At 72.0% G+C, this 16,829-nt stretch carries 20 protein-coding genes and 1 tRNA gene; 13 read left to right on the forward strand and 8 right to left on the reverse strand.

The annotated features are described in order from the left end of the window. Nucleotides 1-62: 62 nt before the first annotated feature. Nucleotides 63-2,480 carry a helicase-associated domain-containing protein gene (locus tag ACIBP6_RS19310; protein ID WP_397053849.1) on the forward strand — a complete coding sequence of 806 codons (2,418 nt, stop codon included), beginning with the start codon at nucleotides 63-65 and terminating at the stop codon, nucleotides 2,478-2,480. On the opposite strand, the gene ACIBP6_RS19315 is transcribed toward ACIBP6_RS19310, so the two are convergent. Next, nucleotides 2,474-3,484 (reverse strand): ABC transporter substrate-binding protein, encoded by a 1,011-nt coding sequence (locus ACIBP6_RS19315; protein WP_397053850.1) that lies wholly within the window; start codon nucleotides 3,482-3,484, stop codon nucleotides 2,474-2,476. The genes ACIBP6_RS19310 and ACIBP6_RS19315 overlap by 7 nt on opposite strands. A gap of 86 nt (nucleotides 3,485-3,570) precedes the next feature. On the opposite strand from ACIBP6_RS19315, the gene ACIBP6_RS19320 reads away from it, so the two are divergent. From ACIBP6_RS19320 to ACIBP6_RS19330, 3 genes are read left to right on the forward strand one after another with little or no spacing between them, the layout of a single operon-like run. Next, the gene (locus ACIBP6_RS19320) at nucleotides 3,571-4,665 is read left to right on the forward strand and encodes a FecCD family ABC transporter permease (RefSeq protein ID WP_397053852.1); all 1,095 of its coding nucleotides are present in this window, start codon (nucleotides 3,571-3,573) and stop codon (nucleotides 4,663-4,665) included. Next, the gene (locus tag ACIBP6_RS19325) at nucleotides 4,662-5,669 is read left to right on the forward strand and encodes a FecCD family ABC transporter permease (protein ID WP_397053854.1); all 1,008 of its coding nucleotides are present in this window, start codon (nucleotides 4,662-4,664) and stop codon (nucleotides 5,667-5,669) included. The genes ACIBP6_RS19320 and ACIBP6_RS19325 overlap by 4 nt, the downstream gene beginning before the upstream one ends. Next, the gene (locus ACIBP6_RS19330; RefSeq protein ID WP_397053856.1) at nucleotides 5,669-6,511 is read left to right on the forward strand and encodes an ABC transporter ATP-binding protein; all 843 of its coding nucleotides are present in this window, start codon (nucleotides 5,669-5,671) and stop codon (nucleotides 6,509-6,511) included. The genes ACIBP6_RS19325 and ACIBP6_RS19330 overlap by 1 nt, the downstream gene beginning before the upstream one ends. A 37-nt stretch (nucleotides 6,512-6,548) precedes the next feature. Here ACIBP6_RS19330 and ACIBP6_RS19335 read toward each other — a convergent pair whose 3' ends face one another. After that, complete coding sequence (locus ACIBP6_RS19335) at nucleotides 6,549-7,805, reverse strand: ArgE/DapE family deacylase (RefSeq protein WP_397053858.1); 1,257 nt, start codon at nucleotides 7,803-7,805, stop codon at nucleotides 6,549-6,551. 61 nt (nucleotides 7,806-7,866) lie between these two features. On the opposite strand from ACIBP6_RS19335, the gene ACIBP6_RS19340 reads away from it, so the two are divergent. After that, on the forward strand, nucleotides 7,867-8,778 hold the full coding sequence (locus tag ACIBP6_RS19340; protein WP_397053860.1) for an endonuclease/exonuclease/phosphatase family protein: 912 nt from the start codon (nucleotides 7,867-7,869) through the stop codon (nucleotides 8,776-8,778). Here ACIBP6_RS19340 and ACIBP6_RS19345 read toward each other — a convergent pair. Next, complete coding sequence (locus ACIBP6_RS19345; RefSeq protein WP_397053862.1) at nucleotides 8,765-9,337, reverse strand: DUF1349 domain-containing protein; 573 nt, start codon at nucleotides 9,335-9,337, stop codon at nucleotides 8,765-8,767. The genes ACIBP6_RS19340 and ACIBP6_RS19345 overlap by 14 nt on opposite strands. A gap of 92 nt (nucleotides 9,338-9,429) precedes the next feature. On the opposite strand from ACIBP6_RS19345, the gene ACIBP6_RS19350 reads away from it, so the two are divergent. Then, a complete protein-coding gene (locus ACIBP6_RS19350; protein WP_397053864.1) occupies nucleotides 9,430-9,750 on the forward strand; it encodes a GroES family chaperonin in 321 nt (106 codons plus the stop codon). A 5-nt stretch (nucleotides 9,751-9,755) separates the two neighbouring features. On the opposite strand, the gene ACIBP6_RS19355 is transcribed toward ACIBP6_RS19350, so the two are convergent. Then, nucleotides 9,756-10,205 (reverse strand): TIGR02611 family protein, encoded by a 450-nt coding sequence (locus tag ACIBP6_RS19355; RefSeq protein WP_246075071.1) that lies wholly within the window; start codon nucleotides 10,203-10,205, stop codon nucleotides 9,756-9,758. A 196-nt stretch (nucleotides 10,206-10,401) separates the two neighbouring features. On the opposite strand from ACIBP6_RS19355, the gene ACIBP6_RS19360 reads away from it, so the two are divergent. Genes ACIBP6_RS19360 through ACIBP6_RS19370 form a run of 3 tightly spaced genes read left to right on the forward strand, consistent with a single transcriptional unit; the run spans nucleotide 10,402 to nucleotide 12,299 of the window. Beyond that, nucleotides 10,402-11,283, forward strand: coding sequence for a phosphotriesterase (locus tag ACIBP6_RS19360; RefSeq protein WP_397053866.1), 882 nt, complete (start codon nucleotides 10,402-10,404; stop codon nucleotides 11,281-11,283). A gap of 54 nt (nucleotides 11,284-11,337) precedes the next feature. Beyond that, nucleotides 11,338-11,730, forward strand: a complete 393-nt coding sequence (locus ACIBP6_RS19365) for a PPOX class F420-dependent oxidoreductase (protein WP_397053868.1) — start codon at nucleotides 11,338-11,340, stop codon at nucleotides 11,728-11,730. Continuing rightward, nucleotides 11,727-12,299, forward strand: coding sequence for an AAA family ATPase (locus ACIBP6_RS19370; protein ID WP_397053870.1), 573 nt, complete (start codon nucleotides 11,727-11,729; stop codon nucleotides 12,297-12,299). Before ACIBP6_RS19365 ends, ACIBP6_RS19370 begins: the two co-directional genes overlap by 4 nt. On the opposite strand, the gene ACIBP6_RS19375 is transcribed toward ACIBP6_RS19370, so the two are convergent. After that, a complete protein-coding gene (locus tag ACIBP6_RS19375) occupies nucleotides 12,300-13,079 on the reverse strand; it encodes a putative hydro-lyase (protein WP_397053872.1) in 780 nt (259 codons plus the stop codon). An 80-nt stretch (nucleotides 13,080-13,159) separates the two neighbouring features. Here ACIBP6_RS19375 and ACIBP6_RS19380 point away from each other — a divergent pair, with 80 nt between their 5' ends. Together ACIBP6_RS19380 and ACIBP6_RS19385 are read left to right on the forward strand one after the other, a co-directional pair. Then, complete coding sequence (locus ACIBP6_RS19380) at nucleotides 13,160-14,764, forward strand: sodium:solute symporter family protein (RefSeq protein ID WP_397053874.1); 1,605 nt, start codon at nucleotides 13,160-13,162, stop codon at nucleotides 14,762-14,764. Between the two features lie 16 nt (nucleotides 14,765-14,780). Continuing rightward, complete coding sequence (locus ACIBP6_RS19385) at nucleotides 14,781-14,942, forward strand: hypothetical protein (RefSeq protein ID WP_165969885.1); 162 nt, start codon at nucleotides 14,781-14,783, stop codon at nucleotides 14,940-14,942. A 53-nt stretch (nucleotides 14,943-14,995) separates the two neighbouring features. Here the strand turns inward: ACIBP6_RS19385 and ACIBP6_RS19390 are convergent, their stop codons facing one another. Then, nucleotides 14,996-15,232 carry a hypothetical protein gene (locus ACIBP6_RS19390; RefSeq protein ID WP_397053876.1) on the reverse strand — a complete coding sequence of 79 codons (237 nt, stop codon included), beginning with the start codon at nucleotides 15,230-15,232 and terminating at the stop codon, nucleotides 14,996-14,998. After that, on the reverse strand, nucleotides 15,232-15,456 hold the full coding sequence (locus tag ACIBP6_RS19395; RefSeq protein ID WP_397053878.1) for a DUF6158 family protein: 225 nt from the start codon (nucleotides 15,454-15,456) through the stop codon (nucleotides 15,232-15,234). The genes ACIBP6_RS19390 and ACIBP6_RS19395 overlap by 1 nt, the downstream gene beginning before the upstream one ends. 247 nt (nucleotides 15,457-15,703) lie before the next feature. On the opposite strand from ACIBP6_RS19395, the gene ACIBP6_RS19400 reads away from it, so the two are divergent. Then, nucleotides 15,704-15,777, forward strand: a tRNA-Ile gene (locus ACIBP6_RS19400). 421 nt (nucleotides 15,778-16,198) lie between these two features. Here ACIBP6_RS19400 and ACIBP6_RS19405 read toward each other — a convergent pair. Continuing rightward, a complete protein-coding gene (locus tag ACIBP6_RS19405; RefSeq protein ID WP_397053880.1) occupies nucleotides 16,199-16,381 on the reverse strand; it encodes a hypothetical protein in 183 nt (60 codons plus the stop codon). A gap of 152 nt (nucleotides 16,382-16,533) precedes the next feature. On the opposite strand from ACIBP6_RS19405, the gene ACIBP6_RS19410 reads away from it, so the two are divergent. Beyond that, the gene (locus tag ACIBP6_RS19410) at nucleotides 16,534-16,758 is read left to right on the forward strand and encodes a hypothetical protein (protein ID WP_397053882.1); all 225 of its coding nucleotides are present in this window, start codon (nucleotides 16,534-16,536) and stop codon (nucleotides 16,756-16,758) included. Nucleotides 16,759-16,829 lie beyond the last annotated feature (71 nt).

Genomic DNA, 16,829 nt, shown 5'->3' on the forward strand with positions numbered 1-16,829 from the left:
TTACCGTGGATGCTCATGGCTCACGGTGAGTCCCGCGCGCGACCCCATGAGAGTGCTGACAGATGGAAGATCACCTGCTCGGCTGGCTACGCACCCTAGACGAAGACAGGCTCGGTCGCATCCTCGCGAACCGGCCCGACGCCATCGCCGCTCCCTGGCCCAGGCGGCTCGACACCCTGGCCCAGCGGCTCTCCAACGGTTTCGCGGTGATGGAAGCCCTGCGCGGTCTGCCCCTGCCGTGCCTGCAACTCGCCGAGACCGCCCTGGCCATGACCCGCCCGACGCCCGAGAGCCTGGCCGCGTTCCTCGACGCGCCGGTCGACGACGTCACCCCCTGGCTCGAACACCTCTACGACCATGCCCTCGCCTGGCCCGGCGACGGGAGGGTGATCCACCTCGCGGAGGGCGTGACCCGCTGGTGGGCCTCGCCGCTCGGCCTGGGCGAGCCGCTTGAGCACTACCTCAACTCCTGGTCGATCAGCAACGACGCGCTGCAGGCCCTCGCGCGCAACCTGGGGCTGCCGGCGCAGGGCAACAAGCGCCGCGCGATCGCCAGGGCCGTCGAGGCGCTCGGCGACGGCGAGCGCGTCAGGTCGCTGGTGAGCCAGGCCCCCGACGGCACCGTCGCGCTGCTGGAACGCTTCGCCTGGCAGGGCCCCACGCTCGACGTCGACGGCGGCCGGTTCGTCACCCCCGGCACCCCCGAGCGCTGGTGCGCCGACCACGGCCTGCTGTTCCGGCCGAGCTGGCACGTCGGCGAGATCCCCCGCGAGATCGCGCTGGCCCTGCGCGGCCCCGGCTACCACCCGCCGTTCCGGCCGGTGGCGCCCGAGGTGGCCACGATCCCCGTCGACCCCGAGGAGGTCGACCACCTGATGACGCTGGCCGCCCCTCACGTGGTCGAGCGGTGCGCGGCCCTGCTCGACAACACCTCCAAGACGCCGCTGCCGCTGCTCAAGACCGGCGGCGTCGGCGTGCGCGAGGTCCGCAGGGTCGCCAAGGAGACCGGCTGCGACGAGGACGAGACGCGCCTGCTGCTGGAGGTCTGCGCGGTGGCCCGGCTGCTGGCCTGGGACGAGCAGTCCGGCGGCATGATCCCGACCGAGCGCTTCGACCGCTGGCGGCTCGACGAGGGCTCCGCCCGGCTGCGGGTGCTGCTGGCGGCCTGGTGGCGGATGGAGCGCTCGTCGCTGCGCAGGATCGACGGCAAGTACGGCACCGTGCTCGGCGACGACCCGGCGGGCGGCACCGTCGCGCGGGTGCGCCGGGCGGTGCTGTCGGCGCTCGCCCAGCTGCCCTCCGGCACGGCCTTCGCCGACCGCGACAGCCTCGTCGCCAACGTCCACTGGCACGCGCCGCTCATCGACCTGCCGCTGCTGCGCGCGTGCGCGCCGGCGGTGCTCGACGAGGCCAGGCTGCTCGGCCTGCTGGCCAACAACGCGCTCACCGACCTCGGCCGGGCACTGGCCGGGCTGACGGCCAAGCCAGGCGACGAGAACGACGACGCGGTTCCCATGGTCGAGCACGACCCCACGCTGGTCGAGGCGGCCACCCGCGCGCTGGCCAGCGTCCGCCGCAGCGCGCTGTTCGGGCCCGACCTGACCGCGGTCGTCACCGGGCCGCCGTCGGCCGAGCTGGCAGCGCTGCTCGACCGGGTCGCCGAGCGCGAGTCGCGCGGCGCGGCCTCGGTGTGGCGTTTCACGACCGAGAGCGTGCGCCGGGCGCTCGACCGCGGACACGACGCCGACGAGCTGCTCGACGAGCTGGCCACCGTCGGCACGATCCCCCAGCCGCTGGAATACCTGGTCCGCGACACCGCCCGGCGGCACGGCGAGGTGACCGTCACCACGGTCGGCTGCGTCGTCCAGGCCGCCGACACCGGGCTGCTGGCCGAGATCGCCGCCCACCGCCGCCTGGGCCGGCTGGGCCTGCGGCTGCTCGCCCCGACGGTGCTGGTGAGCGCGACGCCGGCCGACCGCACGCTCGCCGCGCTGCGCGAGGTCGGCTACTCGCCGGTCCCCGTCGCCGACACCGGTGAGATCACCATCCACCGGGCCAGGGCCGAGGAGCCCGGCCACGGCAAGCTCATCCTGCTGCCCGGCGGGCAGGTGGCCGAGCTGTCCGACTTTCCCGGCCTGGAGGTGGAGCCGCCGCCTCACGTGCTGGCCGAGCCGCCGCCCGACCCGTACGAGCACGCCCGCCGCCTCCTGTCCGCGAGCAGGCAGGACGACGGCAAGAACGGGCGCACGTGGGCGGTCATCGGCCGGATGGCGACCCGGCTGCCGACGGCCCAGCAGTCGCTGCTGGGCTTCGTCGTCGACCGGGGCGTGCGTGCCGGCATCACGCTGAGCGACGGGCTGACGGCCACGATCAGCCACGGCGAGCTGCGGGGCGGCGCGCTCGACGCCTGGTGCGAGGAGGCCGGCGACTACCTGGAGTTCCCGCTCGCCGAGATCGTCGAAGTCCGCGGCGCTTACTGAAGGGGCTCGGCCTTCTTCAGGTTCGCCACGAGGTTCTCCAGGAAGTCCGCGTAGCCGTGGTAGCTGAACGGCGCCTCGGCGGACCACGGGTAGAGCTGGCCGGCCTCGACCGCGGGGAGCTTGGCGAAGGTCGGCTTCTGCATCATCTCCTCGGGCTTGAGCGCCTGCGTCCGGGTGTCGTAGAGGATCACGTCGGCGTCGTAGGCGTCGGCGTTCTCCCAGCTGAGCGTCTGGAAGAAGCCGCCCTCGTCCACCTTGTCGGGCTTGACGACGTTGAGGCCGGCGTCGATCAGGTGCACGATGTCGGGGTACTCCGGCGGGTTGACGACCCAGAACGCGTCCGCGCCGCCCGAGACCATGAGGATCCGCAGGTCCTTGAACTGGGCGAGCTCCTGGGTGGCCGCCTCCATGCGGGCCTTGGCCTCGGGCACGCCCTCCATGCCGGCGCCGAGGGACCGGGCGAGCCGCTCGTACGTGCCGATGACGTCCAGGGCGCTGCGGCCGGTCAGCATGACGCCGGCGGTCGGGGCGACCTGCTCGATGGTGTCCTTCGACTTCTCGGGGACGTACCAGAGGGTGCCCTTCTCGTACATGCTGCTGACGAGGAGGTCGGGCTGGAGTGAGATGTACTTCTCGACGTTGAACTCGTCCCACACGTTGCCGAGGCCCTCGACCTTGGTGATGTCGACGTTGCCCACCTGCGGGTCCCTGCTGCCGTCGGCGAGCTTGTGCGGGCCGAAGACGGCGATGGGGCGCACGCCGAAGTCCCACAGCGCGGCGGCCGAGCCCACCTGGGCGACGATCCTGGCGGGCGGCTCCGGCCGCTCCACCTTCTTGCCGCGGTCGTCGGTGAACGACCAGGCGCCGGCCGAGGCGCCGGCGGATCCGGACGCGGCGGGGGCCGCGGTGCCGCCGCCGTCGCCGCAGGCCGCCAGAGTCAGGGCCGCCGCGAGTCCCGCCGCGCCCGCCAGGAAGCCCCTGCGAGGCATTACCGGTCCCGACATCTCCAACTCCTAAGGTTAGGCTTGCCTGATTACTGGGGCATTAGATTAGCCTTGCCTAAGTTTGACCGCTAGAGAGAGGGGTCCGGGTGCGCCCGCCACAGGACACGGCCGGCGCCGGACGGCCCGCCGCGGTGGACACCGCGGGCGACACGGCATCCGACGGGGACGGCGGTGGGCGCAAGGGGCGCCCCGCGGTCCTGGTCACGGGGCTCGTCGTGACGGCCGTCGTGCTGGCCCTGGTCGCGCTCGCCAGCGTGGCCCTCGGCGCGCGCTCGGTGTCGTTCGGGACGGTGATCGACGCCTTCCTGGCCCCCGACGGCTCCAACGACCACACGGTGATCCGCGAGCTGCGCGTCCCGCGTACGCTGCTCGGCCTCGGGGTGGGCGCCACGCTCGGTCTGGCCGGGGCGCTCATGCAGAGCCTGACCCGCAACCCGCTGGCCGACCCGGGGCTGCTCGGCATCAACGAGGGCGCCGCGCTCGGCGTCACGCTCGCACTCGGCCTGTTCGGGCTGACCGACCCCACGGTGTACGTGTGGTTCGCCTTCGGCGGGGCCGCGCTGGCCTCCGTCGTCGTCTACGCCCTGGCCTCCTCCGGCCGCGCGGGCTCCAGCCCCGTACGGCTGACGCTGGCCGGGGTGGCGTTCGGCATGGTGTGCACGGCGGTGGCCCAGGCCATCCTGCGCATGGACACACAGACCTACGACCGGATGCGGTTCTGGCTGACCGGGTCCCTGGCCGGGCAGACGGCCGACACGCTGGTGCGGCTGGCGCCGTTCATGGCCGCCGGGCTGGTGCTCGGGCTGATGCTGGCCAGGCCGCTCAACATGCTGGCGCTCGGCGACGACGCGGGCCGGGCGCTCGGCGTGGCGGTCAACCGGACGCGGATCCTCACCGGGGTGGCGGTCACACTGCTGTGCGGGGCGGCCACCGCCGCCGCCGGGCCGCTGTGGTTCGTCGGCCTCATCGTGCCGCACGCCGTGCGCGCCGTGGTGGGTCCCGACCAGCGGTGGGTGCTGCCGTACTCGGCGCTGGCCGCGCCGGTGCTGCTGCTCGCCGCCGACGTGGCAGGCCGGCTGATCGCCCGGCCAGGAGAGGTACAGGTGGGCATCGTGTGGGCGGTGATCGGCGCGCCGATCTTCATCATGATGGCCAGGCGGAGGCGGGTGGCGGCGCTGTGACCCTGCGCTTCGGACCCTGGTCCGTACGGCTCGCGCCGCGCGCCCTGCTCGTCGGCGTCGTGCTCCTCCTCGTGGGCTTCCTGGTCACGGTGGCGGCGCTGGCGACGGGCGAGTTCACCGTGCCGGTGCCCGACATCGTCGGCGCGCTCTTCGGCCAGGGCACACCGGTCGCCGAGCTGATCGTCAGCCGGCTGCGGGCGCCGCGCGTGGTGACGGGGCTGCTGGTCGGGGCCGCGTTCGGGCTGAGCGGCGCCATCTTCCAGAGCCTCACCAGGAACCCGCTCGGCAGCCCCGACTTCATCGGCTTCACCGCCGGCGCCTCCACGGGCGGCATCATCGCGGTGATCGCGGGCGGCTCGGCCATGGTGATCGCCGGCGGCGCGCTGGCCGGGTGCGTGGTGACGGCGGCCCTCGTGTACGCCCTCGCCTACCGCGGCGGGGTGGCGGGCTACCGGCTCGTACTGGTCGGCATCGGGGCGAACGCGCTGCTGCTCGCGGTCAACTCGTACCTGCTGACCCGGGCCAACATCAACGACGCGGCGACCGCGGCGGCCTGGCTGACCGGCAGTCTCACCGGGCGCGGCTGGGACCACGCCGGGCCCGTGGCGCTGGCGCTGCTCGTGCTGGTGCCGCTCTGCGCGGCCATCGCCCGGCCGCTGCGGATGATCGAGATGGGCGACGACGCGGCCAAGGCCATGGGCATCCCGGTCGAGACCGTACGCGCGCTGGCCATCACGGCCGGCGTGCTGCTGTCCGGGGTGGCCACGGCCGCCGCCGGGCCCGTCGCCTTCGTGGCGCTCGCCGCGCCGCAGCTCGCCCGGCGGCTCACCCGTTCCGCCGGGGTGACCATGGGCGCCTCCGCGCTCATGGGCGCCGTGCTGCTGACCGCCGCCGACCTGGCGGCACAGCGGGTGCTCGCGCCCACCCAGTTGCCCGTCGGGGTGCTGACCGCCGCGATCGGCGGCACGTACCTCGTCCTGCTCCTGCGAAAGGACCGCCACTGATGGCCGCACCGATGACCGCGCCGAGCGCCGCACCGATCAATGGCGCCCGCCTGTCCGGCACCAGCCTCACGCTCGCCTACGACCAGCGCGTCGTGGCCACCGACCTCACCGTGGCGATTCCCGACGAGTCCTTCACCGTGATCATCGGCCCGAACGCCTGTGGCAAGTCCACCCTGCTGCGGGCGCTGGCCAGGATGCTCAAGCCCAAGACGGGAGCCGTGCACCTCGACGGCAGCGTGATCACGTCGCTGCCGTCGAAGGAGGTGGCGCGACGGCTCGGGCTGCTGCCGCAGAGCTCGATCGTGCCCGACGGCATCACCGTGGCCGACCTGGTGGCCCGTGGCCGCTACCCGCACCAGCGGCTCATGCGGCAGTGGTCGCGCGCCGACGAGACGGCCGTCGCCGATTCCATGCGAGCCACCGACGTGGCCGAGCTCGCCGACCGGATCGTGGACGAGCTGTCGGGCGGGCAGCGGCAGCGGGTGTGGCTGGCCATGGCGCTGGCGCAGGAGACGCCGATCCTGCTGCTGGACGAGCCGACCACGTTCCTGGACATCTCCCACCAGATCGAGGTGCTCGACCTCTGCGCCGACCTGCACGAGGCGGGCCGGACCATGGTGGCCGTGCTGCACGACCTCAACCAGGCCTGCCGGTACGCCACGCACCTCATCGTGATGCGCGACGGCGCGGTCGTGGCCCAGGGCGACCCGGGTGAGATCGTCACGCCGGAGCTGGTCCACGAGGTGTTCGACCTGCGCTGCGAGATCATCCAGGACCCGCAGTCGGGCACGCCGCTCATCGTCCCCGAGTCCCGCCGCCGCGTGCCCTCCCGGTCCGCCTGACCGGCGTTCAGTACGCGCCGCTGCGCCTGGTCCGCGCTCAGTAGGCCGCGCAGCGGCGTACGGCGAGCAGGGCCAGGGCGCGGGTGACGTCGTGCAGCTCCGTCAGGCTGACCTGCTCCCTGGGCGCGTGCGCGAAGCGCACGTCGCCGGGGCCGTAGTGCAGCGTCGGGATCCCGGCCGCGGTGTAGAGCCGAAGGTCGCTCCCGTACGGCGCCGCCGCCTGCGCGGGCCGCGCGCCCGTCACGTCGGCGACCGCGCGGCCGACCTCCTCCAGCAGCGCGTGCCCGGCGGGCAGCCGGCCGCTGGCGAACTGCCCTCCCGGCCACGTCACCACCGGCGGGTTGTCACGCAGCCACGGGTGCGCCACCCCCGCGACAGCCTCCTCGAACGCGGCCCGCGCGGCCGCCGGGTCCTCGTCCAGCCGCACCCCGAGCCGCCCCTCGGCGACCAGCAGGTCGGGCACGGTGCTGGCCCAGTCGCCCGCCCGCACGGTGCCGACCTCGATCGGGTAGGGCATCGCGTTGCCGGCGAAGAGCTCCGGCACGTCGCGGTTGCGCGCGGCCTCCAGGCGCCTGATCGCCTCGAACACCGGCCAGAACACCTCGATCGCGTTGACACCTTCGTACCGGGTCGCGCCGTGGGCGGCCTGCCCGGCGATCTCCAGCCGGAACGTCAGCGCGCCCGCGTTGGCCGTGATGACCGCACCGCTGGTCGGCTCGGTAATCACCGCCGCCTCGGCGGTGTGCCCCCTGTCCAGGGTGGCGAACGCGCCCAGCCCGCCGTCCTCCTCGCTGATCACGCAGTGCACGGCCAGCGGCCTGGCCAGCTTGACACCCGCCTGGGCGACGGCCCGCGCCACGGCCAGGTTGGCGACCAGGCCGGCCTTCATGTCGCACGCGCCCCTGCCGTGCAGCACGCCGCCGCTGATCCGGGCGGCGAACGGGTCGCTGCCCGCCCACTTGGCCAGGTCGCCGGTCGGCACGACGTCCACGTGGCCCTGCAGCGCCAGCGCGGGCATGCCCTCGCCTCCGGGGGTGACGGCGACCACGCCGTAGCCCTCGCTCCGCGGGGCCTCGGTGCCGGGGAAGCCGGGACGCGCGGTCAGGTCGGCCAGATCGAGCTTCCAGACGTCGACGTCCATGCCGGCCTCGGTGAGCAGCCGGGCGAAACGGTGCTGGAGGTCGGACTCGGCGTCGGTGCCGGTGACGCTGGGGACGCGTACGGTCTCGGCCAGCAGGTTGACGGTCTCGGCCGCGTCGAGCGCGTCGAGGACCCGGGCTTCCACGTCGTGCATGGCGATACCTTCTCATGAACGCCAACCCGGCTTTGTGGCGATACAGGGTGTGCGTACCTGGATGAGCTGGATCGTGGTGGTGCCGTTCGCGGTGTGGGCGGGGGTGCGGCTGAGCGGGTTCGAGCCCGGCTGGCCGTGGGTGCCGGCGGTGGCAGGCACGCCGTACGCCGCGGGCGCGGCGGCGGTCGCGCTGGTGCTGGCGTGTCTGCTCCGGCGGTGGGCGGCGGGGGTGGTGGCGCTGGCGTCGGTGCTGGCGATGGGCGTCGCGGTGCTTCCCCGGGCGCTGCCCGACCGTGCCCCGGCCGCGCGGGGCCCGGTGCTGCGGGTGCTGGCCGCCAACCTCCTGGTGGGCAGGGCCGACACGGACGAGCTGATGGCCCTGGTGGCGCGGACCCGGCCCGACGTGCTGGCGCTGCAGGAGCTCACCCCTGCGGCCATGCGGCGGCTGGAGGCGGCGGGGCTGCGCCGTACGCTCCGGCACGCGGTCACCCGCCCGCTCAACGGCGTCGGCGGGTCCGCCGTCTACGCCCGCCACCCGCTCAAGGCCGGCAGGACCATCAACCTGGGCGGGTTCGGGCAGGCCAGGGCCTGGCTGACGCATCCCGGCGGAAGGCGCGTCGAGATCGTCTCGGTGCACCCGTGCGCGCCCGGCCGCGCCGAGCGCCTGCCGTGCTGGCGAGCGGGCCTGGAGGCCCTGCCGCGCGGCGGCGGCGAGCTGCGCGTGCTGGCGGGCGACTTCAACGCCACGCTCGACCACCTGCCGATGCGTGACCTGCTGGCCTCCGGCTACCAGGACGCGGCCGAGGTGACGGGGCGCGGGCTCCGGGCGACCTGGCCGCAGTGGTCGCGGCGGCCCGGCGTGACGATCGACCACGTGCTGGCGGACGCGCGGATGGCGGTGCGGGACTTCGCGGTCCTGCCGCTCCGGGGCACCGACCACCGCCCGATCCTCGCCGAGCTCAGCCTTCCGTGAGCGGGCTCACCCGCAGGTCGGTGAAACGGACCGGGAAACCCTTGCCGACGGGTGCCGCGGCCATGGCGCCGGCCAGCGCCGGGCGTCCCGGCGGGAAGTAGGCCAGGCGGAGCATGTTCTGCGCCGGTTCGCCGTCGAGGCCGTAGCGGACGGTCACCGCGTCGCCGGCGCGCTCCAGGACGAACGTCACCCGCCGCACCGGCCGGTCCAGCGGCAGGACCGACCAGTCGGAGAACCGGCGGGTCACGACGGTGCTGAGGTGGAAGCCGCCGTCGACGTACTCGATCCCGGCCTTGATCCAGTCGTCCTCCCCGATCCTGAGCACGGCGCCGGCCTGGTCGTACTGCTCGGCGTACTCGCCGGAGAAGGTGAGCGACAGCCGCAGGTCGCCGCTGACCGTGCGGCCGAACATGTGGGCGGTGTCGTACGTGTAGCCGTAGTGGGTCCTGCGCCACAGGTCGGTGCCGGGTTCGCAGAACAGGCTCAGGCCGTCGTCGGCCGTCCATTCGCGGGGGGCGTTCAGCCATTGCCAGCCGGTCTCACCGAAGGCCATGATCATGACGGCCATCCTGCCACGGGGCGGCGGCCCGGTCAGCCGCCGATCATCGGTCGCGGCATCCCGGGCGTCCGGCTGCTCGTAAACTTGACCCCGTGGTAGAGCCCAAGTTCGAGATTCAGATGCTGCACGACCGGGTCATGATCCGCTTGGAGCGGGAGGCCGAGGAGCGCCGCAGCGGCTCCGGCATCGTCATCCCCGCGACGGTCAAGATGGCCAACCGCCTGTCGTGGGGCGAGGTCTGCGGCGTGGGCACGAACGTGCGCTCGGTCAAGGTCGGCGACAAGGTGCTGTTCAACCCGGAAGACCAGTTCGAGGTGGAGGTGCACGCGCAGACCTATCTCGTGATGCGCGAGCGCGATCTGCACGCCGTGGCCACCCAGGAGACCGACCACGGCACCGGCCTCTACCTCTGACCCCCTCAGATGTAGGCTCTGGCGATCGCGATGACGTCGAACCCCACGGTGCGCAGCCCGAAGTACACGATCACGGTGGCGACGACGGCCGTCACCGCGAGCACCACCACGCGCACCGTCCAGCCCTGACGCTTGTACCACTGCGTCCAGGCGTGCAGTGTGCGCTTGCCGAACTCCAGCACCTTGTGCGCCCAGTGGAACTCGGTCGCGAGCACGGCGAGGCCGGCGAACACGATCAGCCATCCCGGCCCCGGGAACGGCACCATGACCAGCCCGCCCGCCACCATGAGGGTGCCGATGAGGCCGATCACGATCTTGAGCGTGAGCGCTCCCGCACGGGTGGATCGGATGCCGTCGAGCCAGCCCTGGATGCCGGTGCGGCGGCGGGGCATGTCGGAACGCCCGGCGGCGTCGTCTTTGATCACGTCGGCGTCGCCGATGTCGGAGTTCTTCACGTGCACAATTCCCCCCGGCCGTCGGTGTGCCACCCAGGATACGGCCCGCTCCACCCAGCCACTTGCAGACGGCCAGCAAAGCGCCAAACCTCCTGAGAAGCAAAATTTCCTGCCCGAATGGGCTCTTTCCAGCAAACATCGGTTAATGTCTGTTATGCCCGAGGTTTTGCTCCGGACCGTTACCGGACCCGTACGCATGGCGGCCGTCGAAGCGGCGGTCCTCCCCCACGAGCACCTCCGCACCGACCTGCGCTGGGGTGTCGGGATCGACTCCGACCCGTACCGCTGGCTCGACGAGGAGGAGACCGTCACGGGAGAGCTGCGCGAGCTGCGGCTGTCCGGCCGGCTCGGGCTCGTGGTGGAGCTGACCTGCATGGGCATGGGCCGCGACGCCTCCGCGCTGGCCCGCATCGCCGCCTCCAGCCGGGTGCCGGTGATCGCCTCGACCGGGCTGTTCACCGAGCCGTTCACCGACGCCGGCGACCAGGACGTGGACACCCTCACCGCCCGCCTGATGGACGAGATCCTCAGCGGCGTGGACGGCACGGGCGTCTTCCCCGGCGTGATCGGCGAGGTCGGCTGCTGGGGCGCCGAGCCCACGGCGCGCGAGGAGCGCTGCCTGGTGGCCGCCGCCCGCGCGTCCCTGCGCTCGCGCCTGCCCGTCGCCACGCACGGCGCGAACGGCCTCGCGCTGCTGGAGATCCTGCTCGGCGAGAACCTGCCGGCCTCCCGGGTGGCCGTCGGCCACCCGGGAGGCAACCTGGGCGGCGACGTCGGCGCGGCCAGGAAGATCGCCGAGGCGGGCGCGTACGTGAGCCTGGGCCTGCTCGGCCTCGGCCCGGACCAGGCGGCCAGGATCGCGCTCGCCGTCATCGAGGACGGCCACGCCGACCGCCTGCTGATCAGCACGGGCCTCAGCCGGGTGGCGCAGGTGCGCCGGTACGGCGGCCCCGGCTACGCCCACCTGTTCGACACGCTGCTGCCGCGCCTGCGCGAGGCGGGCGTGGACGACGACGTGATCCGCCGCGTCACGCACGACAACCCGTTGCGCTGGCTGACCGAGGGCCTTGCCTCTTGACGCCGCTCGACCCCGCTTGACCGCCACCGGCGTCAAGGTTGCAGAATCGGCGCCATGACGTTCACCCCAGCGGAACTCGACTACCTCGCCACCCAGCACCTCGGCCGCCTGGCCACCGTCGCGCCCGACGGCCAGGTGCAGAACAATCCGACCGGCTTCTTCGTGGACCCGGCGAGCGGCACGATCACGATCGGCGGGCACGCGCTGGGCGCGTCCAAGAAGTTCAGGAACGTCCGGGCCGGGAGCACGGTGTCGTTCGTGGTGGACGACCTGGCCTCGGTCGACCCGTGGTCGCCTCGGGGCATCGAGATCCGCGGCACGGCGGTGGCGCTGACCGACCAGGAGCCGCCCGCGCCGTTCTTCTCCCGCGAGATCATCCGGATCACGCCCTCCAGGATCGTCTCCTGGGGGCTGGACGGGCCGCGCGCGAGCAGAGCGGTGTCGTGACGGCCGTCTGGGTGGTGAGCGGGCCGCCGGGGGCGGGCAAGTCGACGGTGGCGGCCGAGCTGCTCGCCCGCCTGTCCCCCGTGCCCGCCGTCCTCGACAAGGACACCGTGTACGGCGGCTTCGTCGCCGAGGTCCTGCGCGCCCACGGCCGCCCGGACGGCGAACGCGAGGGCCCCTGGTACGACGAGCACATCAAGAGGCACGAGTACGGCGGCCTGACCAGGATCGCCCGGCAGATCCGCGGGCACGGCTGCCCGGTGCTGCTGGACGGGCCGTTCACCACGCAGGTGCACGACGCCGGCCGGTGGACGGACTGGGTGGCGGAGCTGGGCGGCCCGCCGGTGCGGCTGGTGTGGGTGCGCTCCGACGGCCCGACGCTGCGCGAACGCCTCTCGGCCCGGGGGCTCGGGCGGGACACGGGCAAGCTCGCCGCCTTCGACGACTACCTGAGGAACATCCGGGTGGACGAGCCGCCGGCCGTACCGTGTCTGGAGATCGACAACCGGCGCGGAGCACCGCCGATCGGGCGGCAGCTCACCGCGGCGGGCATCCCCCCGCGCCGGCGGTAGTCATTCGACGCGGTAGTCGTCGTCCCGGGCGTCCAGGATGGCCATGTGGCCCGGCAGGTGACCGATCGCGTAGTCGACGCCGCTGGCCAGCACCGCCGCCTGCGGTGTCACCCCGCACGCCCAGAACAGCGGCACCTCCCCCGGCCGCACCTCCACCGCGTCGCCGTAGTCGGGGCGGGCCAGGTCGCGGACTCCGATCGCGCCGGGGTCGCCGACATGCACGGGCGCGCCGTGCACCATCGGGTAGCGGCCGGTCACCTCGACGGCGGTCTTCACCAGGTGCTCCGGCACCGGCCGCATCGACACGACCAGCGGCCCCGACAGGCTGCCGGTGGCCTCGCAGGGGACGTTCGTGACGTACATCGGCACGTTCACCCCCGCCTCCAGATGCCGCACCGGCACCCCCGCGGCCAGCAGCGCCCGCTCGAACGTGAAGCTGCACCCGATGAGGAACGGCACCAGGTCCGCACGCCACTCCCCGGCCACCTCGCCGAGATCCGCGACCGCCGCGCCGTCGCGGTAGAGCCGATAGGCGGGCAGGTCGGTACGCAGGTCACCCGGGAACAACCGGGTGGACCAGGATCCCGGCTCCCCCACGTCGAGCACGGGGCACGCCCGCGGATTGCGATGGGCGAACAGCAGCAACTCGTACCGCAGCCGCTTCGGCACGGCGATGAGGTTGGCCTGCGTCCAGCCCCGGCACCAGCCAGCGGTCGGCACCCGCTCGCCGCTGCGGAAGCGCTCCCGCGCCTGCGCGGGGCTCAGGTCGGCGACGTCCACACCTCGACCCTATGACCGCACCCGCTCCCCGGCCAGGCGTGACAGCGCGGTTTTCCTGGGTAGCGAAGTGTGCCGTGCGCTTGGACGCGAACCTCCTCGACTACGCCCTCATCGCGATCTACTTCGCCACCGTGCTGGGCATCGGCTTCGCGGCGCGCCGGCGGATCACCTCCAGCCTCGACTTCTTCCTGGCCGGCCGCGGGTTGCCGGCGTGGATCACCGGCCTGGCGTTCCTGTCCGCCAACCTGGGCGCGATCGAGATCCTCGGCATGGCGGCCAACGGCGTGCAGTACGGCGCGATGACCGTGCACTACTACTGGATCGGCGCGGTGCCGGCGATGGTGTTCCTCGGCATCGTGATGATGCCGTTCTACTACCGCTCGAAAGTGCGCAGCGTGCCGGAGTTCCTGCGGCGGCGCTTCAACGGGGCCACGCAGTTATTGAACGCCGTCACGTTCGCGGTCGCGCAGATCCTCATCGCCGGAGTGAACCTCTACGCCCTCGCCCTGGTCATGGAGGCGCTGCTCGGCTGGCCGCTGCCGGTGTCGGTGGTCGTCTCGGCGGTGATCGTGCTGGCCTACATCACGCTCGGCGGGCTCTCCTCGGCGATCTACAACGAGGTGCTGCAGTTCTTCGTCATCCTCGCGGGGCTGATCCCGCTCACCGTGCTGGGGCTGATGCGCGTGGGCGGCTTCTCCGGCCTGGCCGAACGCGTACGCCAGAGCTCGCTCGGCGAGGGCGGCCTGCACACCTGGACGCACACGGCGGGCCAGAACCCCATGCAGGCACACTGGATCGGGATCGTGTTCGGCCTCGGGTTCGTGCTGTCGTTCGGCTACTGGACGACGAACTTCGCCGAGGTGCAGCGCGCCCTGTCGGCCAGGAACACGAACGCGGCCCGGCTGACCCCCATCGTCGCCGCCTACCCGAAGATCCTCATCCCGCTGGTGACGGTGCTGCCCGGGATGATCGCGCTCGTGCTGTTCGGCGGGTGGGGCCAGAGCCGCGACTACAACGACGCGATCCCGCTGCTGATGCGCGACCTGCTGCCGAACGGCGTGCTGGGGGTGGCGGTGACCGGGCTGCTGGCGTCGTTCATGGCGGGGATGGCGGCGAACATCAGCGGGTTCAACACGGTGTTCACCAACGACATCTGGCAGGCTCACCTGCGTCCGGACCGCGACGACCGCCACTACCTGCGGGTCGGCCGGGTCGCGACCGTGGCGGGCGTGGCACTGGGTGTCGGCACCGCCTTCATCGCGGCCGGTTACTCGAACATCATGAACTACCTGCAGGCGCTGTTCTCGTTCTTCAACGCGCCGCTGTTCGCCACCTTCATCCTGGGGCTGTTCTGGCGGCGGATGACGGCCTGGGCCGGGTTCTGGGGGCTGCTCGCCGGGACGGTGGCGGCATTCGCGTCGTACGTCTCGTACAAGGCGGGGCTGGTGAACTTCGGCACCGAGCTGAACGCCAGCTTCTGGGGCGCCGCCTGGCGTTCGCCGTGGACGTGCTGGTGTCCGTGGCCGTCACGCTCGTCACCACGCGCAAACCCGACTCGGAGCTGCGCGGGCTGGTGTACGGGCTCAGCGCGGTGGACGTGGAGGACGACGCGCTGGCCGGGGACGCCCGCTGGTACCGCTCTCCCGTGCTGCTCGGCGCGGGCGCCGTCGCCCTGGCGGCCTTGATGTACGGAGTGATGCTGTGAGCGACATCCGCATGGTGATCGGCGGCCTGTTCCTGGTGTACGGCGTGATCCTGGTCGTCGCCGGCGCCTTCGGCGACGCCGTCAACCTGTGGACGGGCCTGGCCATGGCGGTGTTCGGCGGCGCCTTCGTGGCCTGGTCCCGCATCCGCCGAATCTGACACCGGGACTCAGCTCAGCCGAACCCTCCACCGACGGCCCCCAGGCCCAGCCCTCAGTACTCCACCTCGAACGTGTGGGGCCCGAGGCCGTAACCGTCACCCCGCGGCACCACGTACCCGTGCTCCACCAGCTTGGTGAGGCTGTGGCGGACCTCCTCCTCGGTCAACCCGCAGGCGCGCACCAGCCCGTCCATGCCGGCGCCACCCGACTCGACGGTCTGCGAGGCCACGGCCTCGTACACATGGATGTCCACGTCCGACAGGGCCTGGACATCATGGCCCTCACTCATCAGCGCTGCCTCGCCCCCTCGCGCAACCGGCCCGGATCCACCTCGCGCGCCGGATACCGCCGCAGATACTCGGCTTCCAGCTCATTCGTCCGTTGGGTGTGCGTCGCCAGCGCGTCGTCCGAACCGTGGAAGAAAGTGTCACTCCTGGTCGCGTGCAGGTGCCGCAGCTCGCGGATGACGTCCTCATCGCTGAGCTGCGCCGGATCGATTCCCATGGTCGTCATGCGTTCCCCCTACCCCGCCGAACATACGTGTCACATCACCAGCCAACCCGCGCACGCACCTACCAGTGCCGCGAATGTGATCAAGCCGCACTCCCCGTACGGGGTCCGGCATGGAATGATGTCGGCGGAGACCTGTCTCCCGTTCGGCCGGACGCGGCAACCGGATCCGATGCTCTAGCCTTAGCCATGCGCGGGGCCTCATCACGATCCTCACGACGCCCTGCCGCACGCCACACAACTGAATCAAGGGGCGGTAGCTCAGCCGGTTAGAGCATCGGACTCATAATCCGTGGGTCGTGGGTTCAAGTCCCACCCGCCCTACTCTTCAATACCGCGTTCGACCTGGGGTTCCTCGGTCTTGGCCGACCTCTGAGTTCGTTGTTGATCATTGTTGGTTGCTCGGTGGTTACTCTTGTGTACGGACCGTGTAACGCGGTAGATCATTTAGACCGCCATCGTCAGCTCAGACCCCAGAGATCACCATCCGAAGATCAAGCCGGAAGGTCCGCCCAGCACCGCTGATCAACGGCGTTGCATGCCCGGCCAAGCCTTGTCCAAGTCGGCTCGTCTTGCCCGCCAGGCCGCAGGTGACCAGCAGACAAAAGATCCGCTGCTTCTCGAAGCGCTTACGCTAGGCCAGTTCACGCGAGGCTGAGGATCACGACTACATCACCTACGCGACAGCCGCTGAAGACAAGGCAGGGCCGCCGGAGGATCAGCGGGCCTGCCTGGGTTGGGTGGTTCAGGTGGTGGCATCGCCGATGTGGGTCGGCAGCGTGATTAGCCGTGCTGTCTGGACACCTGCGGCTGCTGTGTTGACCAGGGCCGCGGTGGATTCCGCAGCAGCGCGGGCCACCTCGGGATAGACGCTGGTGTAGGTGTCGCGGGTGAAGGTGGAGGAGACATGACCGAGGGCCTCCTGCACAACCGCTACCGGTATCCGGTCATGTCGGGTTGGCCTCAGTCATGGCCGGCAGGAGTTGCATGGTCCAACCATGATGTCCAGGGGATTCCCGGGATGCTTCAAGCCCATCGTCCATTCAAGCCAGCGGGGACAACCCCCTACAGTTAGGACTCTTGGATCGAACTCAGGTCATGCGGGTCGGGGGGCGGCGCCGACCACTGCCGTTCGGGGCCAGGCCCCTCACCAGCGGGTTCATGGAGGCACCGCTGGAGGCGGTGGCGACGATGATCGAGGCGCCGCCCAGGTCGCGCCGTGCGGCTCCGGGGTCTGTGCTGGTGCTGTCGATGTACTCGTGGACGCCCAGCTCGCGGGCGAGCGCCTCCAGGCGACGGTGGTGAAGCTCTGGTCGGTGCGGATCACCGGCCCGGCGGTCTGCGCCAGGGGCTCCTCGCCTGGCTGGGTGATGTCG

The sequence above is a fragment of the Nonomuraea terrae genome, from assembly GCF_044465245.1.
Classification (GTDB): domain Bacteria; phylum Actinomycetota; class Actinomycetes; order Streptosporangiales; family Streptosporangiaceae; genus Nonomuraea; species Nonomuraea terrae.

Bases quoted from the DNA above. Each gene is read 5' to 3' on its own strand.
- ACIBP6_RS19310 (WP_397053849.1), top strand. From the start codon at position 63: ATGGAAGATCACCTGCTCGGCTGGCTACGCACCCTAGACGAAGACAGG.
- ACIBP6_RS19360 (WP_397053866.1), top strand. From the start codon at position 10,402: ATGGCGGCCGTCGAAGCGGCGGTCCTCCCCCACGAGCACCTCCGCACC.
- ACIBP6_RS19365 (WP_397053868.1), top strand. From the start codon at position 11,338: ATGACGTTCACCCCAGCGGAACTCGACTACCTCGCCACCCAGCACCTC.
- ACIBP6_RS19390 (WP_397053876.1), bottom strand. From the start codon at position 15,232: ATGAGTGAGGGCCATGATGTCCAGGCCCTGTCGGACGTGGACATCCAT.
- ACIBP6_RS19315 (WP_397053850.1), bottom strand. From the start codon at position 3,484: ATGTCGGGACCGGTAATGCCTCGCAGGGGCTTCCTGGCGGGCGCGGCG.
- ACIBP6_RS19335 (WP_397053858.1), bottom strand. From the start codon at position 7,805: ATGCACGACGTGGAAGCCCGGGTCCTCGACGCGCTCGACGCGGCCGAG.
- ACIBP6_RS19340 (WP_397053860.1), top strand. From the start codon at position 7,867: ATGAGCTGGATCGTGGTGGTGCCGTTCGCGGTGTGGGCGGGGGTGCGG.
- ACIBP6_RS19395 (WP_397053878.1), bottom strand. From the start codon at position 15,456: ATGACGACCATGGGAATCGATCCGGCGCAGCTCAGCGATGAGGACGTC.
- ACIBP6_RS19330 (WP_397053856.1), top strand. From the start codon at position 5,669: ATGGCCGCACCGATGACCGCGCCGAGCGCCGCACCGATCAATGGCGCC.
- ACIBP6_RS19345 (WP_397053862.1), bottom strand. From the start codon at position 9,337: ATGATCATGGCCTTCGGTGAGACCGGCTGGCAATGGCTGAACGCCCCC.